We start from the raw sequence: 19430 nt of genomic DNA, 5'->3' as shown, positions 1-19430 counted from the left end.
GGTGGGGCGCGGTCGGGTCATCGGAGGAGCAGCAGGAGGGCCGCCGTACAGGTGCCGGCCGCGGCGAGGAGGATCAGGGCCGCCGATCCGATCCCGTACGCCGTGTAGAGGCGGCGGGCCCGCCGGGGGTACGCGGCCGTGGCCTCCGCCCCGCCCTTGCCCCGGCGCAGCGTCAGGTATGCGCGGGTCTCGGGGGCGAGGTGGGCGACGCCCAGGGCGTGGCCGAGCATCCGGTAGCCGTCCAGCGGCGGGAGGGGGACGAGGTTGCTGAGGCCCTGGACGCTGCCGAGCAGCAGCAGACCGGCCAGCAGGGGACGGGTGGGGTCGTCCTGCGGGAGGAGGAGCCACCACAGGGCGAAGGGCAGCAGGAGCAACAGGTTGATGTAGGCGCCCGCGCCGGCGATCACCTGTTTGGCGCGCCGGCCGGGCAGGAAGAGGTAGTTGTCGACCGTGCAGTAGAGCATCGCGGCGGGGAGCCGCCAGCGCAGTCCGATCTCGGCGACGTGGCCGCCGTAGTGCTGGGCGGCGACACCGTGGGCGAGCTCGTGGAGGGTGATGCTGAACCACAGCAGCAGGGCCACCACGGCGAGGGCGAGCGGATTGCGGATCAACTCGGCGGTTCCGTCGAGGAGTTCCCCGGCGTTCAGGCCGAGCACCACCAGCATGGCCAGGACGGCGGCCAGCAGCGGCAGTTGCACGGCGGGGTGGAGCAGGGGCCGCAGGATCCGGTGCAGCCGGGCGGTCGTCGCGTCGGCGTCCGCGACCATCCGCCGGGTGCCGTGCCAGAGGGTGCCGGTGCGGGGCGGGGCCGGCGGGGCGGGTGGCGGGTCGGGGGCGCCGGACAGCAGACCGCGCGCGCCGAGGAGCCCGAGCAGCCGGTTCCAGTTGTCCTCGGCGAGACGGCGGCCGAAGCGGGTGGCGTACGCGGGGCCGATGTCGTCGAGGTTCCGTGTCCCGTCGAGCCGGGCGATGACGAAGTGCTCCTTGACGCCCACCTCGAACGCGGCACCGCTGCCGGGGTGCTTGATCAGGTGCACGGTGCGGGGGCCGCGCAGCAGGGCGGGGCTCAGCAGCACCCCCTCACGCAGCGTCGGCCGATAGGCACGGGCCGCCGCGTGTGCCTCGGCGTGTTCCCGTGCGGCGGGCGGGCCGGGGGCGGCGGTCATGCGTGCGCCCCGGCGCCGGTCACGCCCCCGGCCCCGGCGGCGTCCTGGTCCCGCAGCACCTGGCCGAGGACGAAGGACAGATAGGCCTCGTCGCGGATCGTCACATGCAGCCGGTTGTTGGTCATGTGCATGTACGGGGAGAGCAGCCGGGGCAGGACCGCGGGCACATGGGTCAGCGTCTCCGGCGGGGCGGCCTCCGTCTGCGCGGGGCGCTCCTGGCCGGTGTCCTCGCGGGCGGGCCCGTCCCAGGCCGGGAAGGCGAGCTCGCCGCGGGTGGCCAGGTCCACGACGCGTGCGCGCAGCTCCAGGCAGTGGGCGGCCCAGCCCCGCAGGAACGCGGGCAGCCGCCGCAGCTCGCCCGCGGAGACGGCGGCGTGGATCTCGGTGAACCGGCGGCCCAGCGAGGGTGCCGTCGCGGCGTAGTTGCGCTCGTACTCCTTCGAGCCGATGAACCCGGTCCCGGGGAAGGCCCGGTGCCAGAACTCGTAGTAGCCGTCGAGGTAGTCGGCGAGGCGGTCCTTCTCCGGCAGGAAGCAGCTCGCCATCACCATCATCAGCTGCGCGGAGGTGCCCAGCAGCACGGTGCGCAGGTGCAGGTTCATGGTGCGGAAGGCGTCCATGACCAGGTCGCTGGAGTGCCGGAAGTGCCATTCGGCGAGCTCGACCCCGGCGGGCCCGCCGTACTTGGCGTACTCGGGGGCGTAGGCCTCGTACGAGAAGGAGTTGTTCGGCCGCAGGTTCATCCGGCCGTCCTCGCCCATGTACCGGCCCCGGTCCTCGCCGGGGAACTCGATGTCGAACAGGGCGTTGTAGAAGTCCTTGAGGAAGCCCGAGTCCACCTCGTACAGCGCGGGGCGGGTACGGAGGAACGTGCCGAGCGCCTCCTCGGCCCTGCGGCGCACCTCGGGTGCGGCGGCGGCGCTCGCCGGGCGCAGCCGGAGCCGGACGTGCGGACCCTCCAGCCAGTAGTTGATGAAGAAGTGCCCGGCCAGCAGGCCTTCCTCCGTGAGCCGGTCCACCAGCGGGCGGACGCAGTCGACCAGCATCGGCCGGGGGCTGGCGGCGTAGAAGACGTGCAGGGCGATCCATTCCCCGTCCGCCGGGCCGGGGACCGGGCGGGCGGGGCGGGGCGAGGTCAGTTCGGGCATGTCGGGCCGTCCTCGGTGCTGGAGCGGAAAGTGAAGGTCTCTACGGCCAGTTCGGCCACATGGCTGCCCCGCGCCGAGGTCAGGTGCAGCTCGTCCTCGGCGGGGAGCATCTCGCGGAGGACGACCCGGATGCCGGGCCCGCGCTCCACCAGGGCGTCGAACGCCGTGAGGGAGAGGTGGCTGCCGAAGTCCACGTAGGCCGGTTTGGCACCGAGGGCAGCGCGGCCGTCCCGGGTCAGGGTGGCGAAGACCTGCTCGGGCAGCCGGTGGGTGCGCCGCCAGCGCTGCCAGTCCAGGTACCACTCCTCCTCGCCCGTCCCGGGGCGGCGGACGGGGAGCGCCGACGCCTCCGCCGTCCAGCTGCGCCGGCTGATCACGACATCGCCGTGGCGCACCCGTGGACGGCGCGTCACACCGTCCACGGGTTCGCTCTCGGGTACGCCGCCCCAGACGTTCGAGGGGGCCATGGTGCTCGGCGAGAGGAGCAGGAGGGTGCGGGGGATCTCGGGCAGTGCCACGGGCACGAGGTAGCCGAGATAGACGGGGACGACCTCGCACTCCAGCCTGCGCGAGCGCAGGACGAGACGGTCGGCCTTCTCGTCGTGCTCCAGATACAGGTCGTCGAGGTGGATCCGGCCGTCCTCGGGAACGGTGGCCGTCTCGCCGGGACAGACGATCTGGTGGTCCGTCAGACGGCCGTGCAGGTTGAGGTTGCTGGTGACCGGTCCGCCGGTCAGCTCGGCGAACACCGCCCCCCGGGGCTGCCGGTCGCGGAGCTCCGCGCGGAGCCGGCCGGACAGTCCGGGACCGTCGGCGCCCTCCCTGCCGCCGTGGCCGTCGTACACATGGGTGAAGCGGCTGAAGGGGAACGCCACTCCCCCGTACGAGCGGTTGAGGACGACCAGGGACTCACCGCTGCGGCCCGGGGCGGGGCGGGCCAGCTGGAGGTGGTGGCTCTGCGGGGTGAAGTCCGCGGTGAGCGGCGCGAGTTCATCGGCGACCGTGGTGAGCAGTTCCTCGGGCAGGCTGATCTCCCCCGATCCGTCCGCCTCCTCCCACAGCTCGCGCATGCCGGCGACGAACCGGCGACGGGCGTCGTCGAGCGTCCTGAGCGCGGGCTGGCCGAGCCAGTTCTCCTCGGGCACGTAGGTGCCGTCCTCGTCGAACGTGCTGCGCTTGGAGGTGAAGGAGATGTACTGGTCGAAGAGGTCCTCGTGGAAGTCGTGGACGAGGCCGAGCAGGTCGTCGCACCGGCCGCCGCGCCCGTACCGGGCGACGAAGAAGCCCCGCAGGGTGATGCGCTGGGGCAGCGTCATGTCGAACATCGGCAGCACCCCCTCGACCGACCGCAGGGCCCGCCCCGTCGCACCGGTCAGCACGCCGGGCCCGCAGACCAGGCCGTCCCCGGCGCTGACGTCCTCGTACAGCAGGGTCTGCGGGAGAGCGGGCTCCGGCGCGCCCAGCTCCCGCTGGATGTCCAGGAGTTGTTCGCGCAGGGTGCGCAGCAGGGTCCGTCGTTCGCCGGCCCCGGCGGCCGGGTACGCCGCCAGGCAGGCGGCCGGGCCGTCCAGGCCGCGGGCCACCCGGTCGGCCCAGGGGGCGTCCAGGGTGCGCAGGGCCTCCTGGAAGGAACCCAGCGGGTCCGGGGTGTGCACGTCGGTGCGCAGGCAGGGCACCTGCACCATGCCGAGCTGCAGCAGGGCCGCGGCGTAGCGTTCGCACTCGGTGCGTTCGGCGCCGTGCTCGGCGTGCAGCCAGTCGACGAGGTCACGGTGGCGTAGGTCCGTGCGGCCGTCGAAGAGGCCGAGCAGGCGCTCCAGGGTGCCGCTGCTGCGGAGGTAGAAGAGCCGGTCGCGTACCGAGTCGAAGGTCACGGCGGCACTGTCGTCGCCCGCCGTGACCCACTGCCGTACGTAGCGGATGCGGTCCTCGTCGCGGCCCCAGCCGGGGGACAGCACGACGGGCAGGTCCTGGCGGAGCACGGGGTCCGCGAGGACCAGGTCGGCCAGCCGGCCGAGGGCGACGACGTTGAGCCGCACATGGCTCGTCCAGTCCTCGCCGGTGCTCAGGGCGGCCCGGCCGTCCGCCGGGTCGCCGTCGAAGGTGCCCAGGGCCACGGCTGTGAAGGTGCTGAACGGGCTGGTCTTGCAGGCCGTCCGGTAAAGGTAGGCGAGTGCGGACCGTTCGATCTTCCGCATCCGTTTGCCCGGCTCGGCGCCGGTGTCGCGCAGATAGGCGTCGAGCCGGCTGTCGAGCGTCGGCGAGGCCAGCAGCAGGCCGAGCCTGAGGCGTTCCCCGGCCAGGAGGGTGCGCAGTTCGCCCCGGGCGGTGCGCAGCTCGGCGGCGAGCAGTTCGGCGCCCCGGTCGCGGAGTTCGGTGAGCCCGGCGCGGTCGCGCAGCCATGCGGCGGTGCGGGCACCGGCCTCCTCGTCGAGGCCCGCCACCAGGCGTACGGCGGCGTCGGGGGCGGCGGGCGACCGGTTGTTGAACACCTGGCGGCGCAGCGCCAGCAGGGCGCGGCGGGCGTCCGGCCCGACGGCGTCGGCGGCCTTGAGCAGGTCGTGCAGCAGATCGCTGAGGGCGGCGCCGCCCGCGCGCAGGCGTTCCTCCCCGTCCAGGACCTCGTCGGCCCAGCGGCGGGTACGGACGCAGCGCAGCCCGTGCACGCTCTCCACGGGCAGGCCTGCCGCCCGGAGCACGAAGCGGCGGCCCGGCTCCCAGCCCGTGGCGGGCGGGGGGTCGTGGGGTGCGTCGGGGGCGGACGGGATCGGTGTGCCGGACGCGGTCGGTGTGCCGGACGTCGTGAGTGTCATCGGAAGTCTCCCCGGTCAGGCGATCTCGTGGTGGAAGTCGGCGGGCCGGGGGCGTTCGTGGCCGAGCGGCATGATCAGCAGGGGGGCCTCGTCACCGTCCCCCAGGCCGAGTTTCTCGATGAACGAGATGTTGTCGAAGCCGAGGGCCACCCCCGCGCCCAGCTCCAGGGCGGCGGCGGCCACGTAGAAGGTCTGCGCGACGGCGCCCGCGGTGCCGACGGCCAGCCGGTAGCCCCGGTCACCCACCGCGTCCAGGACCGCCGTGGTGCGGACGGTCGGCACGAGGACGACGCCTGCCTGCTCCAGGTTGTAGTTGGCCAGGAAGTAGTTCTCCTGGAGGAACGCCCCCTGCGGGCCCGGCACGACGAGCCGCAGCTCCCCCGCGTCCGGTTCGTAGGCGTACGCGCCCGGCTCGATGCCCTCGACGTGGTTGACGAAGGCGTAGAGCGTGGCCAGCCGTACGGCGTCCGCCGGGTCGGCGTCGCCGCCCAGCGACGTCGCCGCGCAGGCCGCCAGGACGGCCGAGAGCTGTGCGGGGGTGACCGGGCGGGCCGCGTCGAAGCGGCCGAAGCTGCTGCGCCGCCCGCGCAGCGCCCGGCGTACCGGCATCTCCGGGAAGGCGGGGGCGGGCAGTGCGGCGCGGGTCCCCCCGGCGGGTGCGGGGAGGGCCGCGGCTGCGGCGAGGGCGCCGGGGGCGGGGCGGTCCGCCGCGCGTGCCACGGTCGCGGTGTGCATGTCGAGCACGGTCGGGAACTCCAGCACGGTGCGGGAACGCTCGACGTCCCGGTGCCGGACGGCCGGCCGGTGCGCGGGGCCGGGTCCCGGTGCGGCGGCGGCAGGACGGGACCCGGGCTCGGATGCGGCGGCCCGGGGTGTCTCGCGCGCGGGCCCGTCCCAGTGCAGCGGGACGACGGCGAAGATGCCCTCCTCCTCGCCCGCCACGCCGAGCAGCCCGTTCAGCCGGGGCTCGTCGAACCACAGCACCGGTGCCGTCCGCAGACCACGGGCACGGGCCCAGATCCGCCAGGTCTGGACGACGGTTCCGAGGTCGGTGGAGACCACGTGGTACGAGAAGCTGTTGTACTTGAACGCGTTCTGCCAGTACTTGACGCCCAGGACCAGGTACTGGTCGGTGTCCAGCGCCCCGGCGGGCGCGTCCGCTCCCAGCGCCTCCCGCACCTGGCCGGACACGTCACCGGCCAGCAGCCGCTGTACGGCGTGCCGGTGGACGTCGTAGTAGTGGATGCCCGGGGTCAGCGGTCCGGACGGGCCGGAGACCCAGTAGACGCTGACCGGGTAGAGCCCGCCGCCGCCGGCCGTGCCCCGGGACCAGTTGGCGTGGGTGTAGAACGGCAGGCCGGACAGGTCGCTGTTGGCCTGGACGCCCAGCCGGCGGCCGGTCAGACCGTAGGAGTCCTTGAGCATCGCGGACAGCAGGGGCAGGGTGAATCCGGCCGCGCGGTCACCGGGATCCGCGTCGTCCCGGGCCGCCGGGAGCAGGCCGCGGGCCGCCGGGGCGTCAGCGAGGTCGTCGCCGTCGGGCAGGGGGTAGGTCTCGGCTCCCGGGTAGAACTTGCCCTTGCGGGGGCCGTCGGCCCAGTCGGGGACGAAGTCGGCGGGCTCCATCGGGATCCGGCCGCGGTGCATGACGGCGTTCGCGTACTCGTGGGCGTACCCCATGGGGTCTCCCCTTTCGGATGGGCGGTCGGTAGGGACGTCCGTCACGGGAACGGGTGCGGGGCCGGGTTGAGCCCGTCGGCGGTCAGGTCGGTGTCGCGCAGTCCGGCCTCGCGCAGCGCGGTGCGGGTGCGGGGCATGTGCCGGGCGCGCTGCCGGGACCAGCCGAAGTCGATCGGGATCAGTCCGGGCACCAGCACCTTCACGGTGTGCAGGCCCAGGGCGCGCTGTTCGGGCAGGGTCTGGTCGACGACGACCACGTCGAACCCGGCGGCGGTGACGGCTCCCACCGCCCGAAGCAGGTCCTCCCGCAGGTCGGGGCTGACGGGTGCGCCGTCCGCGTCGGGCCATCGCAGGCCGGTGACATCGACCGGGGGGCGCGGGTCCGGCTGCCGCAGCAGGAAGTCGGCGTGGTCGCCCATCTCGGGGACGCCGTAGACGAGCGGGTGGTCGTGGAGGCTGGTGACCTGGTCGAAGTCCTGGGCCAGGGCGCGCAGCCGGGTCTCGTCGCGCCGGGTCCGGCCGACGAGGTTGACCGAGTCGGTGGCGATCTCGCAGAGGGCGGAGTCCAGGGCCGATTCCGGGTCGAGCCCGGCGCCCGCGCCGAAGCACATGCGGCCGACGCCTCCGTCGAAGCGTTCGGCGACGGCGGTGACGACGGGGACGGGGAAGCTGATCCGGGTGTCGAAGAAGCGGGCCCGGTAGCCGTACATGGCGAGCCGGTCCACCATGTGCCGGGTGCCGGGGCGGGTGCTGGTCGACGGGTCGATCTCGGTCAGCGGTACCTGCCCGTACCAGGCGAGCAGGAACGCGTCCCGTTCGATGACCTCCATCAGCCCGAAGTAGACGGCTTCCTCCGGACTGCCGCCGGAGGCGCAGCCGTTGGAGCTCTCCTGCACGAACCGGTTCTCCAGGCCCGGTGCGTGGTAGTAGGCGAGGATCTCGGGGACGGGGCGCGGGCGGGCGTCGCGCAGCGACCAGCCCCACACCCAGGGGATCTCCCGGTCGGGGGTGAAGGGCCGCACCCGGGGGTTGTCCCGGTAGAAGTCCTCGGCGTACAGGCCGGTCTCGCGGGGGTCGACGGCGTCCGGGCCCAGGTCGTCGAGGGAGGCCACGAGTCCGGTGGTCCGGCCCCGGGCGCGCATGCCCGCGTAGCGCTCCAGGCCCTCCAGGACGCCGATGCGCAGACTGTTCCCGAAGCTGTCCGCGTGGCCGCCCCAGAAGGTCTCGCGCAGGTAGGCGCCGGAGCGGGTCGAGAAGCAGCCGACGGTGGCGGAGGTCGTGGTGGACGCGACGTCGCAGATGACGGACGGTCCGAGCGCGCCCCAGTGCGGGTTGGCGAAGGCGTCCACCGGCAGGCCGTGGTCCTCGACGCGGCGGACCCGGAAGGCACCCGGCCGGTACTTGGGCGCGGGCCGCAGGGTCAGGGCCGCGCCCTCGGCGGTGTCCGGTCCGGGCGCACCGCAGGAGGGGCACTCCGGATCGGGCACCAGCGGGTGACGGCGCACGGTCATGGTGTCCAGGTCCAGCAGGTGTACGTCGGGGTACGGACCCTGGGCGGCCTCCGGGCGTTCGGCCTCAGCGGCTTCCACGGCTTCCACGGCTTCCGCGGCGAGGGCGGCCAGCAGTGCGGCCACGGCGGTGGCGGCGAACGGGGTGGCGTAGGGCCAGGGGGCCACCGAGCGGGTTCCTGAGCCGAGTTCGAGCCCTTCACGCAGGGACACCGAGCGGACCCCCTGCCAGCGGCGCTCCAGGCAGGTCCCGCACCCCGTGTCCCGTCCGGCGGCGGGCCACGGTCCGACCAGCACCTGACGCCCGTACAGGTGCACCGGTACGTGGTCCCCGGGTGCGGCGGTGCCGGTGTACGCGTCCCGGACGCCCAGGGCGCCCACCGCGACGGCCGGGACTCGCGCCGTGCAGACCTCGTCCAGGGCCTCTCGCAGGGCCCCGGCGAAGCGGCGGGAGGACTCGGCCCGCGCGGCGGACTGCCGGGGCGGGTCCGCCTGTCCGGGCCGCCGGTCCATGGTCTCAGCGGGCATCTGCGGCCACCGTGAGCAGGACGCGGACGGTGTGGATCCCCGCGGTCGGCAGGTCCGCGGCGTGCGTCGGCACGACGAGCGCGTCCCGTCCGTCGGCGGCGAGGCGTTCCAGGAGCCTGGTCCAGCCCGCGGGCTTCCCGGGCGCGTCACCGGCGGTACCGGTGACGGGGATCAGCGCGGCGTCGAGGTCGCGCAGCAGCGGGTCGCCGGTGTCGGGCGCGCCCAGTCCCTCGGCGGCGAGCTGTGCCTGGCCGAGCAGGTCGCGCAGGGCGTCGACGGCGGCGGCCCCCAGGTCCAGGGCCGCGCCCACCGCCCAGTACGCGGGCGTCCCGTCCCCGGTGGTCCGGGCGAGTACGACGGACGCGCCGGAGTGCGTACGCTCCCCGAGGTCGAACAGGCCGACGCTGATGCCGAGATGGCCCGCGGAGCGCAGCAGGAAGGTCACCTCCGGGTCCTCACCGAAGGCCGAGGGCGGGATCACCGCCGTGTTCCGGGCGCCTCTGACGGCCCGTCGGAGGGCGTCGTGGGCGAGTGCCGACAGCAGGCCCGCGGCGGCGGCCTCCGGCAGGTCCGCACCCGCGCCCGCACCGGCCCGGGTCCGCTCGAACCCCCGGTCGCGGTTGTCCGGGCCGAACGGGCGCACGGCCCCGGCGGGAACCAGCACCTGTTCCTTCGTCACGAGCGAGGTGGCGAGGGCCCACGCGGTGCTCCCGTCGCCGCCGGTGCCGGAGGCGGTCGTCAGTGCGGCGGGCAGCCGGCCTGCCTGCGTGCTCCCCAAGGGGGCGGCCGGCACCACGTGTTCGGCGTAGACGACGGCGGCGGCGTTCAGCGCGCGCAGCCGGGCACCCGCGGTGTGGTGGACGTCGAAGGCGGTGATGGTCCGGGTGCCCTCCGGCCCCAGGCCGAGCACCAGGGAGCCCACCTTCAGGGGCGTCTGGGTCAGCGGTTCGTCCGCGTACCGGGTGAAGACCCCGGCGTGCGGGCGGACGAGGGCGGAGCGGCGCTCCAGCTCGGCCAGGGGCCCTTCGGCGGCGTCGTCGTCGGGGGCGGTGGCGACCGTCGGGAGGAAGGCCGGGCGGGCCGGGGCCGATGTCAGATCGACGGGTTCGGGGCCGCCCTCGGGGGTGCGGCCGACGCAGCAGGGGCAGCGCGGGTGGGGCAGCAGCGGCTCCGAGGCGACGTCGAAGGAAGCCATGTCCTGGATCAGCAGCTGTCCCCGGGTCTCGGCCGGCAGCGCACCGGTGACCAGGCGGAACACCTCGTAGCCGAGCAGGTTGCCGAGCATCGCGGCGAGCGGGCCCGCGGGCTGTTCGCCCGACGTCCCGGTGCCCAGGGCCACACCGCTCCACAGGTCCGCGGCGGCCGCGTCCGACGCGGAGTCCCCGGCCCCGCCCAGCCGCAGGGCGGCGCAGGACCAGCAGCCCTCGGAGTCGGAGGTCATCACCGGCCCGACCACGGCCTTCCGGCCGAACGTCCAGGCCGGCAGCAGCGTCCGGCCGTCCGGCACCCCCTCGCGCAGCAGGCGCAGCACCGTCCCGGGGACGCGGGGCCCGGAGGCGGCCACGACGACGTCGTATCCGTCGTACGCCGCCCAGCCGGGCCGCGCCGGGGCGGCACCCGGGAGGAGGGTCATCTCGACGGGGCAGTCCTGCTCCGCGAGCTCCGCCGCCTCCTGGTGGATCGCCGCGAACTCCTCGGGCGTCACGCTTCCGGAGCCGTCCGCGAGTGCGGAGTCGTAGGCGACGGCCGCGCAGCCGTTGCGTATCAGGGACAGCACGCACCAGCGGGCGACCGGGCCGTCGCCGAGGACGGCGACCCGGGTGGCGCGGAAGCGCGCGAACCGGCCCTCGGCGCCGTCGGCGTAGTGGTCGACGTACGCGATCTGCTGGGCGAAGCGTGCGGCGACGGCGGGCACCGTCGCCAGCGGGCCCGTCCCGTCCGGTACCGGGACCGGACGGGCGAAACCACGCGCGTAGAGCGCCTTGACGAGCTCGCCCACCATGGCCTTCTGGCGTTCCCCGAAGCCCTGGCAGATCTCGTCGACGGATCTGGTGCCGTCCAGGTGCGGGACGAGGAGGGTGGCGAACCGGTAGGCGGACTTGGAGGTGAGCCGGAAGCCGCCGTCGGCGTTGTGGAAGATCACGCCGTCGGGTGTCTGGGTGAACAGGACGTCGCGGCGGACCCGGGGCCTGGTTCCTGCGGTCTCTGCGTACGGTGTCGTGGCCATGCGTGCGTCACACCTCTTGGTCTGTGGTCGGGCGGGGGCGGCCCGGGGGGGCTGGGCCTGTACACGGGTCGGGGGAGGCGGTGCGGTCGGTACGGGGCGGGTACCGGGCGGGTGGTTCGGTACGGGCGGCGGGCGGTTCGGTACGGGGCGGCGCGGCCCGTCAGCGCAGGGCGGCCGGGGGCCTGTCGACCGCCGGCCGGCCGTCCTCTCGGCGGGGCGGGCGGAGCACGGTGGACCGGTGCGCGGACCGGGGCACGGTGCGGCGGGCGTGCGCGCGCAGGAGTTCGTGCATCCGGAAGGCCCCGGGCAGGCCCTCCTCCAGCAGGCCCGCGTCGAGGAGCCGTTCCATCACCGCCTCCGCCGTCTCCTCCGACAGGCCGAGGACGTCGGCCGCCCGCCCGGTGGTCAGGGGGTCGTGGGCCGACGCCCCCAGCCGGAGGTGGGCCTCGGCCAGCGGGGAGGGCAGCCGGTTCAGCGCCTCGTCCAGGATGAGCGGCACGGACATACGGGGGTCGTCGGCCAGCGTCAGCCGGGCCGGCAGATCGTGCCGCAGCCAGTCCACACAGTCGGCGATCCGCAGCCGGGGCCTGGTGATCAGACGGGCGGCGGCGATCCGCAGGGCGAGCGGGAAGTGCCCGCACAGGGACGCGAGTCGCCGTGCCGCGGCGGGCTCGGCGCCGATCCGTGCGCCGCCCAGCACGGCGGTCAGCAGCACGTGTGACTCCTCCGGTTCCAGGGTGCCGAGCCGGAAGACGGCGCCGCCGTGGGTGGCGACGAGCGCGGCCAGCCCCATCCGGCTGGTCACGATCGCGGCGCCGCCGGCGTTGGCGGTCAGCAGCGGACGTACCTGGTCCGGGTGGACGACGTCGTCGAGGACGAGGAGGCGGCCGCGCCCCTCACCGGGCCTCGCGGGCAGGGCACGGCGCAGTTCCTCGGCCGCCTCCCGCACCGGGAGGGCGGTCCCGTCGGGGCGGGTCGGCGACAGCAGCAGACGGCCCTCGGGGTAGTGGTCGGCCACCAGGTGCGCCGCGTGCAGCGCCAGGGCGGTCTTGCCGACGCCGGGCGCCCCGGAGAGCACCACGACCGACGGGCCGGGGGGCCGGTCAACCGTCAGGAGGCGTACCAGCGCGTCGACTTCGGCGTCCCGTCCCGTGAAGCAGGGCACCGCGGGCAGCGGGCCGGCGGCCGGCTGCGGCCCGGTGCCGACCGCCGCGTCCCGAGGCGTCGTGGCGGCGGACGCCACGGGAACAGGCGGTGCGGGAACAGGCTCCACGGGAACAGGCGCTGCGAGGCTCACCGGCGCGCGCCCCGTGTCGGGGGTTCCGAGATCGTCACCGCGCAGGATCGACAGCTCCAGCCGCTGGAGGTCCGCCCGGGGGTCGACGCCCAGCTCCTCCCGGAGGTGCCGCTTGACCCTGCGGTACTCGGCCAGGGCCTCGGTCTGCCGGCCCGTCCGGTACAGGGCCAGCATCAGCTGCTCGGAAAACCGCTCGTGGGCGGGGTATACGCGCGTAACCTCCCAAAGATCGACGAGAGTCTCGCGGCAGCGCCCGTGCTCCAGCTCGATGTCACAGACCCGTTCGAGGACCCTCAGCCGCTCCTCCGCCAGCCGCGGCACCTCGTCGCGGTGCAGGAGGTCGGAAGGGACGTTGGCGAGCAGCGGACCCTGCCACAGCGCGAGGGCGGCCCGCAGCGTGTACAGCTCGGACTCCTCCCCCGACGCGGCAGCACGGTCGACGAGCTGACGGAAGTGCAGCAGGTCGAGCGTCTCGGCGTCGGCCCGCACGCGGTAGCCGCCGGCGACCGCCGTGACGGCCTGGTCCTCGATGCCGTACTTGGCGAAGATCCGGCGCAACCGCAGGACGCAGCTCTGCAGGGCCGCCTTCGCCGTCGCGGGCTGCTCCTCGCCCCACACCACACCGCGCAGATGGTCGGTGGACACCACCGAGCCGGGCCGGATCAGCAACGCGGCCAGCAGAGCGGTCGGTTTGGAGGGCGGCAGCACGACGACGTCCCGCCCGTCGGTGATGCTCAGGGGGCCAAGCAGTTGGAATCGCACCGTCGTTCGCCCTTCCTCCCTCTGGTCCGCCACAGCCGGGTCGAGCCGCACGGCTGCCCCGCCTACTGCCAGCCGAAGTCGTGGGGATTCTGCCCGTGTCCAGGCACATCGGGGCGGGCCGGCGTCTGGGGCGGCGGGCCGGGGGGCTGGTGCGAGGCGGTGACGTCGGCGTCCGTCGCCTGGGCGGGCACGGCACCGGCGAGGAGGGCGGAGCCGGTCAGCATCAGGGCCGCGAAGGCCAGACAGGAGGAGCGGTGAGCATGGAGCATGTGAGGAGCCCTTCCAACCATCTGTGGGGATCGATGGACAGCATGGTGAGTTTTGTACGAAGGTGACGACACGGTGAAGGTCAGACCGGTGGACCGATAGGGCCATGGCCCTTTCCGTCCAGGAAGCCGCCGGGATCCCCGTCCGGACGCCCTTCGACTCACGTACGGATCATGTACAGCCGCCGTACGGAAACACCGCCCGCAATCGCCCCGGCCGCAGGGCCCCATGTCCGAAGCGGGGCGCGCCCGTGCCATGATCTGGACGAGAGGGGCCAGGGGGGCCAAGGGGGGGACGATGCTTGACCGGTTGGGTCTGGACCCGGTGACGGAGACGGTGTACCGGGCGATGCTCGATCGCCCCCGGACAAGCCCGGAGGAGCACCGTGCACGGCTGGGGCTGACCGTGGGTCAGCTCGAAGGGGCCATCGGACTGCTGCGCAGCCTGTCGCTGGTCCGCCCTGCGGCGGACGGGGACCCGCAGCGGATACACGTGGTCGATCCCAGGCTGGGCCTGGAGTTACTGCTGGCCCGCCAGCGGGCCGAACTCGCGGCGCGCAAGCAGCGGGTGGAAGAGGGCGAGGCCGCGGTGGCCGAGCTGCTCAGCGAGTTCACCCCCGCCCATCCCGTGCCCGGCGAGTCACCGGTGGTCCACCTGGACGGCGTGGACCACGTCCGGGACTACCTGGCCCGGCTGCACGCCGAGGTGGAGGACGAGATCCTCACCTTCGCCACGGGCGGTGCGCAGACCGAGGAGAACATGCGGGCCTCCCGGCCGCTCAACCAGCAACTGCTGGGCCGCGGTGTCCGGATGCGTACGGTCTATCTCGACAGCATCCGCAATCACGCCCCCACGGTGGCGCACGTCAAGTGGCTGACGTCGATCGGCGGCGAGATGCGCACGGCACCCTCTCTCAGCACACGCATGATCATCACCGATCACCGGCTCGCCCTGGTGGCCCTGGACGACCAGGACTCCTCGCTCGGCGCGCTCGTCGTGTCGGGGCGGGGGCTCATCGCGGCCCTGGAGGCCCTGTTCGAAAGCGTGTGGGGACAGGCCCAGCCGCTCGGCCCGGCCGAGAAGCACGAGGCGTGCTCGCTGACCCGTCAGCAGGACGAGGCCCTGCGGCTGCTGGCACGGGGGTACACGGACGAGGCCATAGCCAAACGTCTGGGTGTCTCCCCGCGCACCGCCCGCCGCATCGCCACCGGCCTGATGGGCCACCTCGAAGCCCGCAGCCGCTTCCAGGCCGGTGTCCACGCGGTGCAGCAGGGCTATCTGCAGGCCGGGGACCCGACGCCCTGAGCGGCGGGTGAGGACGGCGGTTCACCCGTGGATGCCGCCGGGAGGTCAGTCGGGCAGCGGGACGCGGATGACGGGGTCGAAGGGGTGCTTGTTGAAGCCGGTGCGCAGATTGCGGCACTCCGGCGCCTTGCACATGAAGAACTCCTCGACGGCCTTGCGGCCCGTGCGGTTCCTGAGCCAGTCCTTCTCGGTGGTGGTGAGGGAGCGGTGTTCCTCGTCGGAGCCGCAGGTGTAGCAGTACATCGCGCGAGATGGCATGAAACCTCCTGATACGGCGAACAGGCCGGTCAGGAGCATACGGATATACCGGGCGCGCCGGACAGTACTTCACCCACCCGCACACAGGAGCGAGCCCCGCCCCCGCACGGGGGAACGGGCCCTTGCGGCCGCTCAGTCCGTGTCCGCGCCCCCGAGGCTCTTCAGGAACTTCGCGGCGACGGGGCCCGCGTCGGCGCCGCCCGAGCCGCCGTCCTCCAGCAGCACGCACCACGCGAGATCGCTGTCCCCCTGGTAGCCGATCATCCAGGCGTGGGTGCGCGGCGGCTTCTCCCCGCCGAATTCGGCCGTGCCGGTCTTGGCGTGCGGCTCTCCGGGCAGTGCCGTCAGGGCATGGCCCGCCCCGTACGTCACCGTCGCCCGCATCATCTCGCGCAGGGGGCCGACGACCGCGGGGTCGAGCCGCGCCGTCGCCTCGTGCTTCTTCCTGACCGACTCGGGGACCAGCACCGGCTGTTTGAAGGTGCCCTCCTTCACGGTCGCCGCGATCGAGGCCATCACCAGCGGGGACGCCTGCACCCGGGCCTGACCGATCGTGGACGCCGCGAGGTCGTTGTCCGAGGTGCTCACCGGGACCGAGCCGTCGTACGTCGTGTAGCCGACGTCCCAGACGCCGCCGATACCGAACGCCTCCGCAGTGTCGTGCAGGGCGGACCCGCCGACCTCGGCGCGGTTCCCCACGAACATGGTGTTGCAGGACTTGGCGAAGGAGTCCCTGAAGGTCGAGCCGGCCGGCAGGGTGAACTGCTTCTGGTTCTCGAACCGCTGTCCGTCGACGTGGGTGAACTTGGGGCATCCGACGACGTCCGTGGGTTTCATGCCCGCCTTCAGCATGGCGGCCGCCGTGACGACCTTGAACGTCGAGCCCGGCGGGTACTTCCCGGCCAGTGCGCGGTTCAGGCCTCCCGCGGGGCGGTTGGACACGGCCAGGATCTCGCCGGTGGAGGGTGCGACGGCGACGAGCGCCGCGTTCACCTTCAGACCGTCCAGCGCCTCCGCGGCCGCGGTCTGCACCTTCGGGTCGATGGTGGTCCGCACGGGCTTCCCCGGCTTCGCCGTGCTCTTGGTGAGGGACGCCTGCGCCTGGCCCGACTGCCGGTCGGCGACCACGATCTCACTGGTGGCCCCGGCTCCGCCGCGCAGCTGCTTGTCGTAGCGGGCCTCCAGGCCGAAGGTGCCCTTGCCCTGCTCGTCGACGGATCCGCGCAGCGAGGCGGCCTGCAGATCGTCGCCGTTGGTGTCCAGCACGGCGGCCCGCTCGGCCACCGCCTTCAGTGCGAGCGTCTGACCGGACTTCAGCCGGGGGTGGACCGTCGGCGAGTCGAACACGACGGTCCACGCGTCCGCCTTGCGGACCACCCTGGCCTCGGAGTCGTAGCGGAAGACGCCGACCGCGGGGATGCTGAGCTTCGCGGTGTAGGGGACGGTGACCTCGCCCTTGTCGTTCTTCTTTCCGTCTCCCGCCGCGAGCACCGTCTTCGTCGGTCTGAGGTTGGTCATCACCGAGGTGAGCAGGGATTCGGCGTTCTCCGGCGAGTCGGACAGCGCGCCGGCGTCCGCGGGCTCACCGGCGGCCCAGGCGTCGAGGAACCGCTGCAGCTGCGCCGTGGCCGCCACGATCTCCGGATCCTCGTCCGGGCCGTCTCCGGACCATGCCTGGTAGCCCCACCACCCGCCTCCGGCCAGGACGACGGCCGCGGCCACGCCCAGCACCGGCCCCTTGCCCCGGCGGCGGGAGTTGCGGTGGTCATGACGTGCCATGCGTTGCAGCGTGGGGTCGGACACTCCGGTTTGTCTCCTCGTCTCGCGCAGACGTCTCTCCCGCGACCGGACCGTCGCCGGTCACCTTCCGAACACGCTAACCGCTGCTCCCCGGCGCCGGGCCATCACGGAGACCGCGCGGAGAGCGAGTCGAGAGCGGATGGAGAGCGGCAGGGGGCGGGGCGGAGCCGGCCCGTGGCGCGCCGCCGGGGCGGGGCGTCACGGGCCGGCTCGGTGCGGGGGCCGCGGTGGTCAGGCGCGCGGCGTGAAGGCGATCACGTCGCCCGCGTGCTCGCCGCCGGACAGCTGCCCGTGGCGGTCGGTGCGGATGTAGACGCGGTGCAGCCACCGGTCCTCCCCGTCCCAGCGCGGGGTGAACGGTGTACGGGCGCGTGTGGTGCGGAAGTTGTCGATGATCAGGACGTCTCCCGGGACCAGGTGCACCGCCTCGGTGCACTCGTCCAGCGCCTTGGAGAGCGCCGCCACGGCTTCCACGTCCCGGGGGTCCCCGGGGGCGAGGAGCTCACGGTCGTAGCCGAGGAGCGGGTCCTCGGAGCTGCCGTACAGCGGTTTGACCTGGGCTATCGCCCCCGGGTCCTCGACACCGCCGCGGAAGGCGACATCGACGCAGCAGGGCATCTTGCGGTCGAACAGGTGCTCGCGGAACCCTTCGGGCACCAGGGGAAGCGCCTTGCGCACCGACCCGACGAGGGTGGCGGCCCGGCGTTCGTGGTCGGCGCGCGAGCAGGCGAGCATGACGTAGTTGGGCTGGAGGCTGTGGTAGGCCATCTCCGTGTGGAACTCCAGCAGCGTCTCGGAGGTCTCCGAGGAGAGGTGGTGCGCGCCGGGCGACGGGTACACGTCGTGGTAGACGGTGCCGCTGCGCAGCTCGGCGTAGCCGGTGTGCAGACCGAGCCTGCGGCCGACGATGCCGAGTATCGCCTCCATGGTGAGCAGCGGGCGGTCCACCGGCGCCGGAGTGGACTCCGGGGTCCGCGGCAGCCGGTCGGCCGCTTCCACGGGCAGTCCGCGCAGCAGCAGGTATCCGTCCTCGTTTCCCCGTTCGTTGAACGAGTCCAGGGCTTCGGCGACGGGTGCGGGCAGTTCGCCGGCCGCGTCCAGGGCGGCGTCCAGGAAGGCCCGCAGGTCCTGACGGGGAACCGTGGGCAGCCTGGTGACGAGGTCCAGAAGTTCGTCGCGGAGTGCGGTGCAGTCGATGACGGTCACGCGAGGTTCCTTCCTTTGATGTGGGCGCGGGCGTACTGGAACAGCAGTTCCGCGCCGATCTCGGTCGCCAGGACGGAGGTGATCCCGGCGTGGTCGTACGGGGGCGAGACCTCCATGACGTCGAAGCCGACCGGCCGCAGCTCGCCGACCCAGCGCAGCATGGCGAGGACCTCGCGGGAGGACAGCCCGCCGGGTGCGGGGGTGCCCGTACCGGGGGCGAACGCGGGGTCGGCGACGTCGATGCGACCGACACGTAGACGGGGCGGTCGCCGATGAGCTCCTGGACGAGCGCGTGCATACCGGGGACACCGGTCTCCACGAACTCGTCGGTGGTGACGATGCGTACGCCCTTGCCGCGGGCGAAGTGCAGTGAGTCTGGCTGGGGGTTGTGGCCCCGGATGCCTATCTGCACGGTGCGCCGCGGGTCGACGAGCCCCTCGTCGATGGCGTGCCGGAAGGGCGTCCCGTGGTGGAACTCCCCTCCGTAGAAAGCGGGGTTGGTGTCGGAGTGCGCGTCGAGGTGGACGACGGCGACGGGGCCGTGCTGCTCGGCGACGGACCGCAGGGCGGCCAGGGTGAGCGAGTGGTCGCCGCCGAGCATCAGGAAGGCGGCGTTGTCCTTGAGGAGTTCGCGCAGGTGCCGGTGGGCGGTCTCCATCGCGATGTGCATGTTGAACGGGGTGAGGTCGATGTCCCCGCCGTCCACGCAGTCGATGAGGTCGAAGGTGCCGGGCCCCCGGTCGATGCCGACCCCGTGGATCAGGCCGGACTCGCTGCGGATCGCCCGCGGGCCGAAGCGGGCGCCGGGGCGGTAGCTGGTCCCCCCGTCGTAGGGGGCGCCGGGTCCATGTCGTCGACCCGGCGGACCCCGTAACTGATCGCCTCCGCAGGGGGTTTGGCGATCATCGGGAAGCCGAGCCGGCGGGCCGCCTCGTCGAGCTGGGCCCGGTGGCTCACGAGCACGTGCGGGATGTTGAACGGCTCGTCGCCGAGCGCGATCCGCAGCTGGTCCTTGATGTTGGCGGTGCGTACGGCGGCCGGGTCGGGGCCGGGCAGTCCGAGGCGCCGGGCGGCGTGCGCGGCGAGCTCGGTGTGGTAGTCGGAGAACGAGGTCAGCCCGTCGACCAGGGGGTTCCCGTCCTCACCGGTGACCACGGACAGCACCGCTTCGAGGTCGGTGGTGTCGACGTCGATCACCCGGTCCACCCGGGCGAGCGGATGGCTTTCCCAGTCGTGGCCGTGGGTGTACCAGGACCGGTCACCGGTCAGCAGCCACACTTCAAGGCCGTGTTCCTGCGCCTGCCGCAGACCCAGGACGAACGGGTGGTTCTGCATGTTCTCGACGATCGCGATCCGCTTCCCGGCGAACTGCGCGTAGTCGGCCAGAGGTGTTGTCATCGGACGCCTCCCGTGGTGGGTGATGTGGCAATCGACCGGTTCCGGGTTCCCCGGGACCAGTTGAACC

The 19430-nt window shown here is 73.5% G+C and carries 13 protein-coding genes and 1 pseudogene; 1 reads left to right on the top strand and 13 read right to left on the bottom strand.

Annotated elements, in window-relative coordinates; translation table 11 throughout:
- Positions 1 to 17 precede the first annotated feature (17 nt).
- The 8 genes from OG524_RS28495 to OG524_RS28460 all read right to left on the bottom strand — a co-directional run bounded on the left by OG524_RS28495 (position 18) and on the right by OG524_RS28460 (position 13398).
- A complete protein-coding gene (locus OG524_RS28495) occupies positions 18 to 1166 on the bottom strand; it encodes a peptidase M50 (protein WP_405387845.1) in 1149 nt (382 codons plus the stop codon).
- Positions 1163 to 2314: a lantibiotic dehydratase C-terminal domain-containing protein gene (locus OG524_RS28490; RefSeq protein ID WP_405387846.1), complete on the bottom strand. Its 1152-nt coding sequence runs from the start codon at positions 2312 to 2314 to the stop codon at positions 1163 to 1165. The genes OG524_RS28495 and OG524_RS28490 overlap by 4 nt, the downstream gene beginning before the upstream one ends.
- Positions 2302 to 5127 (bottom strand): lantibiotic dehydratase, encoded by a 2826-nt coding sequence (locus OG524_RS28485; protein ID WP_405811900.1) that lies wholly within the window; start codon positions 5125 to 5127, stop codon positions 2302 to 2304. The genes OG524_RS28490 and OG524_RS28485 overlap by 13 nt, the downstream gene beginning before the upstream one ends.
- A gap of 15 nt (positions 5128 to 5142) precedes the next feature.
- Entirely contained in the window at positions 5143 to 6807 is a 1665-nt protein-coding gene (locus OG524_RS28480; RefSeq protein WP_405811899.1) for a nitroreductase family protein, read from the bottom strand.
- A gap of 41 nt (positions 6808 to 6848) precedes the next feature.
- Positions 6849 to 8843 carry a TOMM precursor leader peptide-binding protein gene (locus OG524_RS28475; protein ID WP_405811898.1) on the bottom strand — a complete coding sequence of 665 codons (1995 nt, stop codon included), beginning with the start codon at positions 8841 to 8843 and terminating at the stop codon, positions 6849 to 6851.
- Positions 8833 to 11070 (bottom strand): TOMM precursor leader peptide-binding protein, encoded by a 2238-nt coding sequence (locus tag OG524_RS28470; RefSeq protein ID WP_405811897.1) that lies wholly within the window; start codon positions 11068 to 11070, stop codon positions 8833 to 8835. Before OG524_RS28470 ends, OG524_RS28475 begins: the two co-directional genes overlap by 11 nt.
- Positions 11071 to 11230: 160 nt before the next feature.
- The gene (locus OG524_RS28465; protein ID WP_405387851.1) at positions 11231 to 13129 is read right to left on the bottom strand and encodes a BTAD domain-containing putative transcriptional regulator; all 1899 of its coding nucleotides are present in this window, start codon (positions 13127 to 13129) and stop codon (positions 11231 to 11233) included.
- A gap of 62 nt (positions 13130 to 13191) precedes the next feature.
- Positions 13192 to 13398, bottom strand: a complete 207-nt coding sequence (locus OG524_RS28460; RefSeq protein WP_405811896.1) for a hypothetical protein — start codon at positions 13396 to 13398, stop codon at positions 13192 to 13194.
- A gap of 295 nt (positions 13399 to 13693) precedes the next feature.
- On the opposite strand from OG524_RS28460, the gene OG524_RS28455 reads away from it, so the two are divergent.
- A complete protein-coding gene (locus tag OG524_RS28455) occupies positions 13694 to 14701 on the top strand; it encodes a helix-turn-helix domain-containing protein (RefSeq protein ID WP_405387853.1) in 1008 nt (335 codons plus the stop codon).
- A gap of 45 nt (positions 14702 to 14746) precedes the next feature.
- Here OG524_RS28455 and OG524_RS28450 read toward each other — a convergent pair whose 3' ends face one another.
- From OG524_RS28450 to OG524_RS28430, 5 genes and pseudogenes are all read right to left on the bottom strand, one after another.
- On the bottom strand, positions 14747 to 14959 hold the full coding sequence (locus tag OG524_RS28450; protein WP_405387854.1) for a hypothetical protein: 213 nt from the start codon (positions 14957 to 14959) through the stop codon (positions 14747 to 14749).
- A gap of 132 nt (positions 14960 to 15091) precedes the next feature.
- Positions 15092 to 16738 carry a penicillin-binding transpeptidase domain-containing protein gene (locus OG524_RS28445; RefSeq protein ID WP_405811895.1) on the bottom strand — a complete coding sequence of 549 codons (1647 nt, stop codon included), beginning with the start codon at positions 16736 to 16738 and terminating at the stop codon, positions 15092 to 15094.
- Between the two features lie 252 nt (positions 16739 to 16990).
- Positions 16991 to 17965 (bottom strand): clavaminate synthase Cs1, encoded by a 975-nt coding sequence (gene cs1, locus OG524_RS28440; protein ID WP_405811894.1) that lies wholly within the window; start codon positions 17963 to 17965, stop codon positions 16991 to 16993.
- Positions 17962 to 18806, bottom strand: a pseudogene (gene speB / locus OG524_RS28435) (agmatinase); the annotation flags it as partial. The pseudogene speB and the gene cs1, both read right to left, overlap by 4 nt.
- On the bottom strand, positions 18725 to 19300 hold the full coding sequence (locus tag OG524_RS28430; protein WP_405812509.1) for a hypothetical protein: 576 nt from the start codon (positions 19298 to 19300) through the stop codon (positions 18725 to 18727). The pseudogene speB and the gene OG524_RS28430, both read right to left, overlap by 82 nt.
- Positions 19301 to 19430: the final 130 nt, after the last annotated feature.

The organism is Streptomyces sp. NBC_01520, assembly GCF_045040375.1.
Lineage (GTDB): Bacteria > Actinomycetota > Actinomycetes > Streptomycetales > Streptomycetaceae > Streptomyces.
The sequence above is the reverse complement of the archived record's forward strand: the minus strand, read 5'-3'. Positions and strand labels throughout refer to the sequence as shown.

What these genes read in the sequence shown, in the direction of transcription:
- OG524_RS28495 (WP_405387845.1), bottom strand. Translation starts at nt 1,166, where the DNA reads ATGACCGCCGCCCCCGGCCCGCCCGCCGCACGGGAACACGCCGAGGCA.
- OG524_RS28490 (WP_405387846.1), bottom strand. Translation starts at nt 2,314, where the DNA reads ATGCCCGAACTGACCTCGCCCCGCCCCGCCCGCCCGGTCCCCGGCCCG.
- OG524_RS28485 (WP_405811900.1), bottom strand. Translation starts at nt 5,127, where the DNA reads ATGACACTCACGACGTCCGGCACACCGACCGCGTCCGGCACACCGATC.
- OG524_RS28480 (WP_405811899.1), bottom strand. Translation starts at nt 6,807, where the DNA reads ATGGGGTACGCCCACGAGTACGCGAACGCCGTCATGCACCGCGGCCGG.
- OG524_RS28475 (WP_405811898.1), bottom strand. Translation starts at nt 8,843, where the DNA reads ATGCCCGCTGAGACCATGGACCGGCGGCCCGGACAGGCGGACCCGCCC.
- OG524_RS28470 (WP_405811897.1), bottom strand. Translation starts at nt 11,070, where the DNA reads ATGGCCACGACACCGTACGCAGAGACCGCAGGAACCAGGCCCCGGGTC.
- OG524_RS28460 (WP_405811896.1), bottom strand. Translation starts at nt 13,398, where the DNA reads ATGCTCCATGCTCACCGCTCCTCCTGTCTGGCCTTCGCGGCCCTGATG.
- OG524_RS28455 (WP_405387853.1), top strand. Translation starts at nt 13,694, where the DNA reads ATGCTTGACCGGTTGGGTCTGGACCCGGTGACGGAGACGGTGTACCGG.
- OG524_RS28450 (WP_405387854.1), bottom strand. Translation starts at nt 14,959, where the DNA reads ATGCCATCTCGCGCGATGTACTGCTACACCTGCGGCTCCGACGAGGAA.
- OG524_RS28445 (WP_405811895.1), bottom strand. Translation starts at nt 16,738, where the DNA reads ATGGCACGTCATGACCACCGCAACTCCCGCCGCCGGGGCAAGGGGCCG.
- OG524_RS28430 (WP_405812509.1), bottom strand. Translation starts at nt 19,300, where the DNA reads ATGCAGAACCACCCGTTCGTCCTGGGTCTGCGGCAGGCGCAGGAACAC.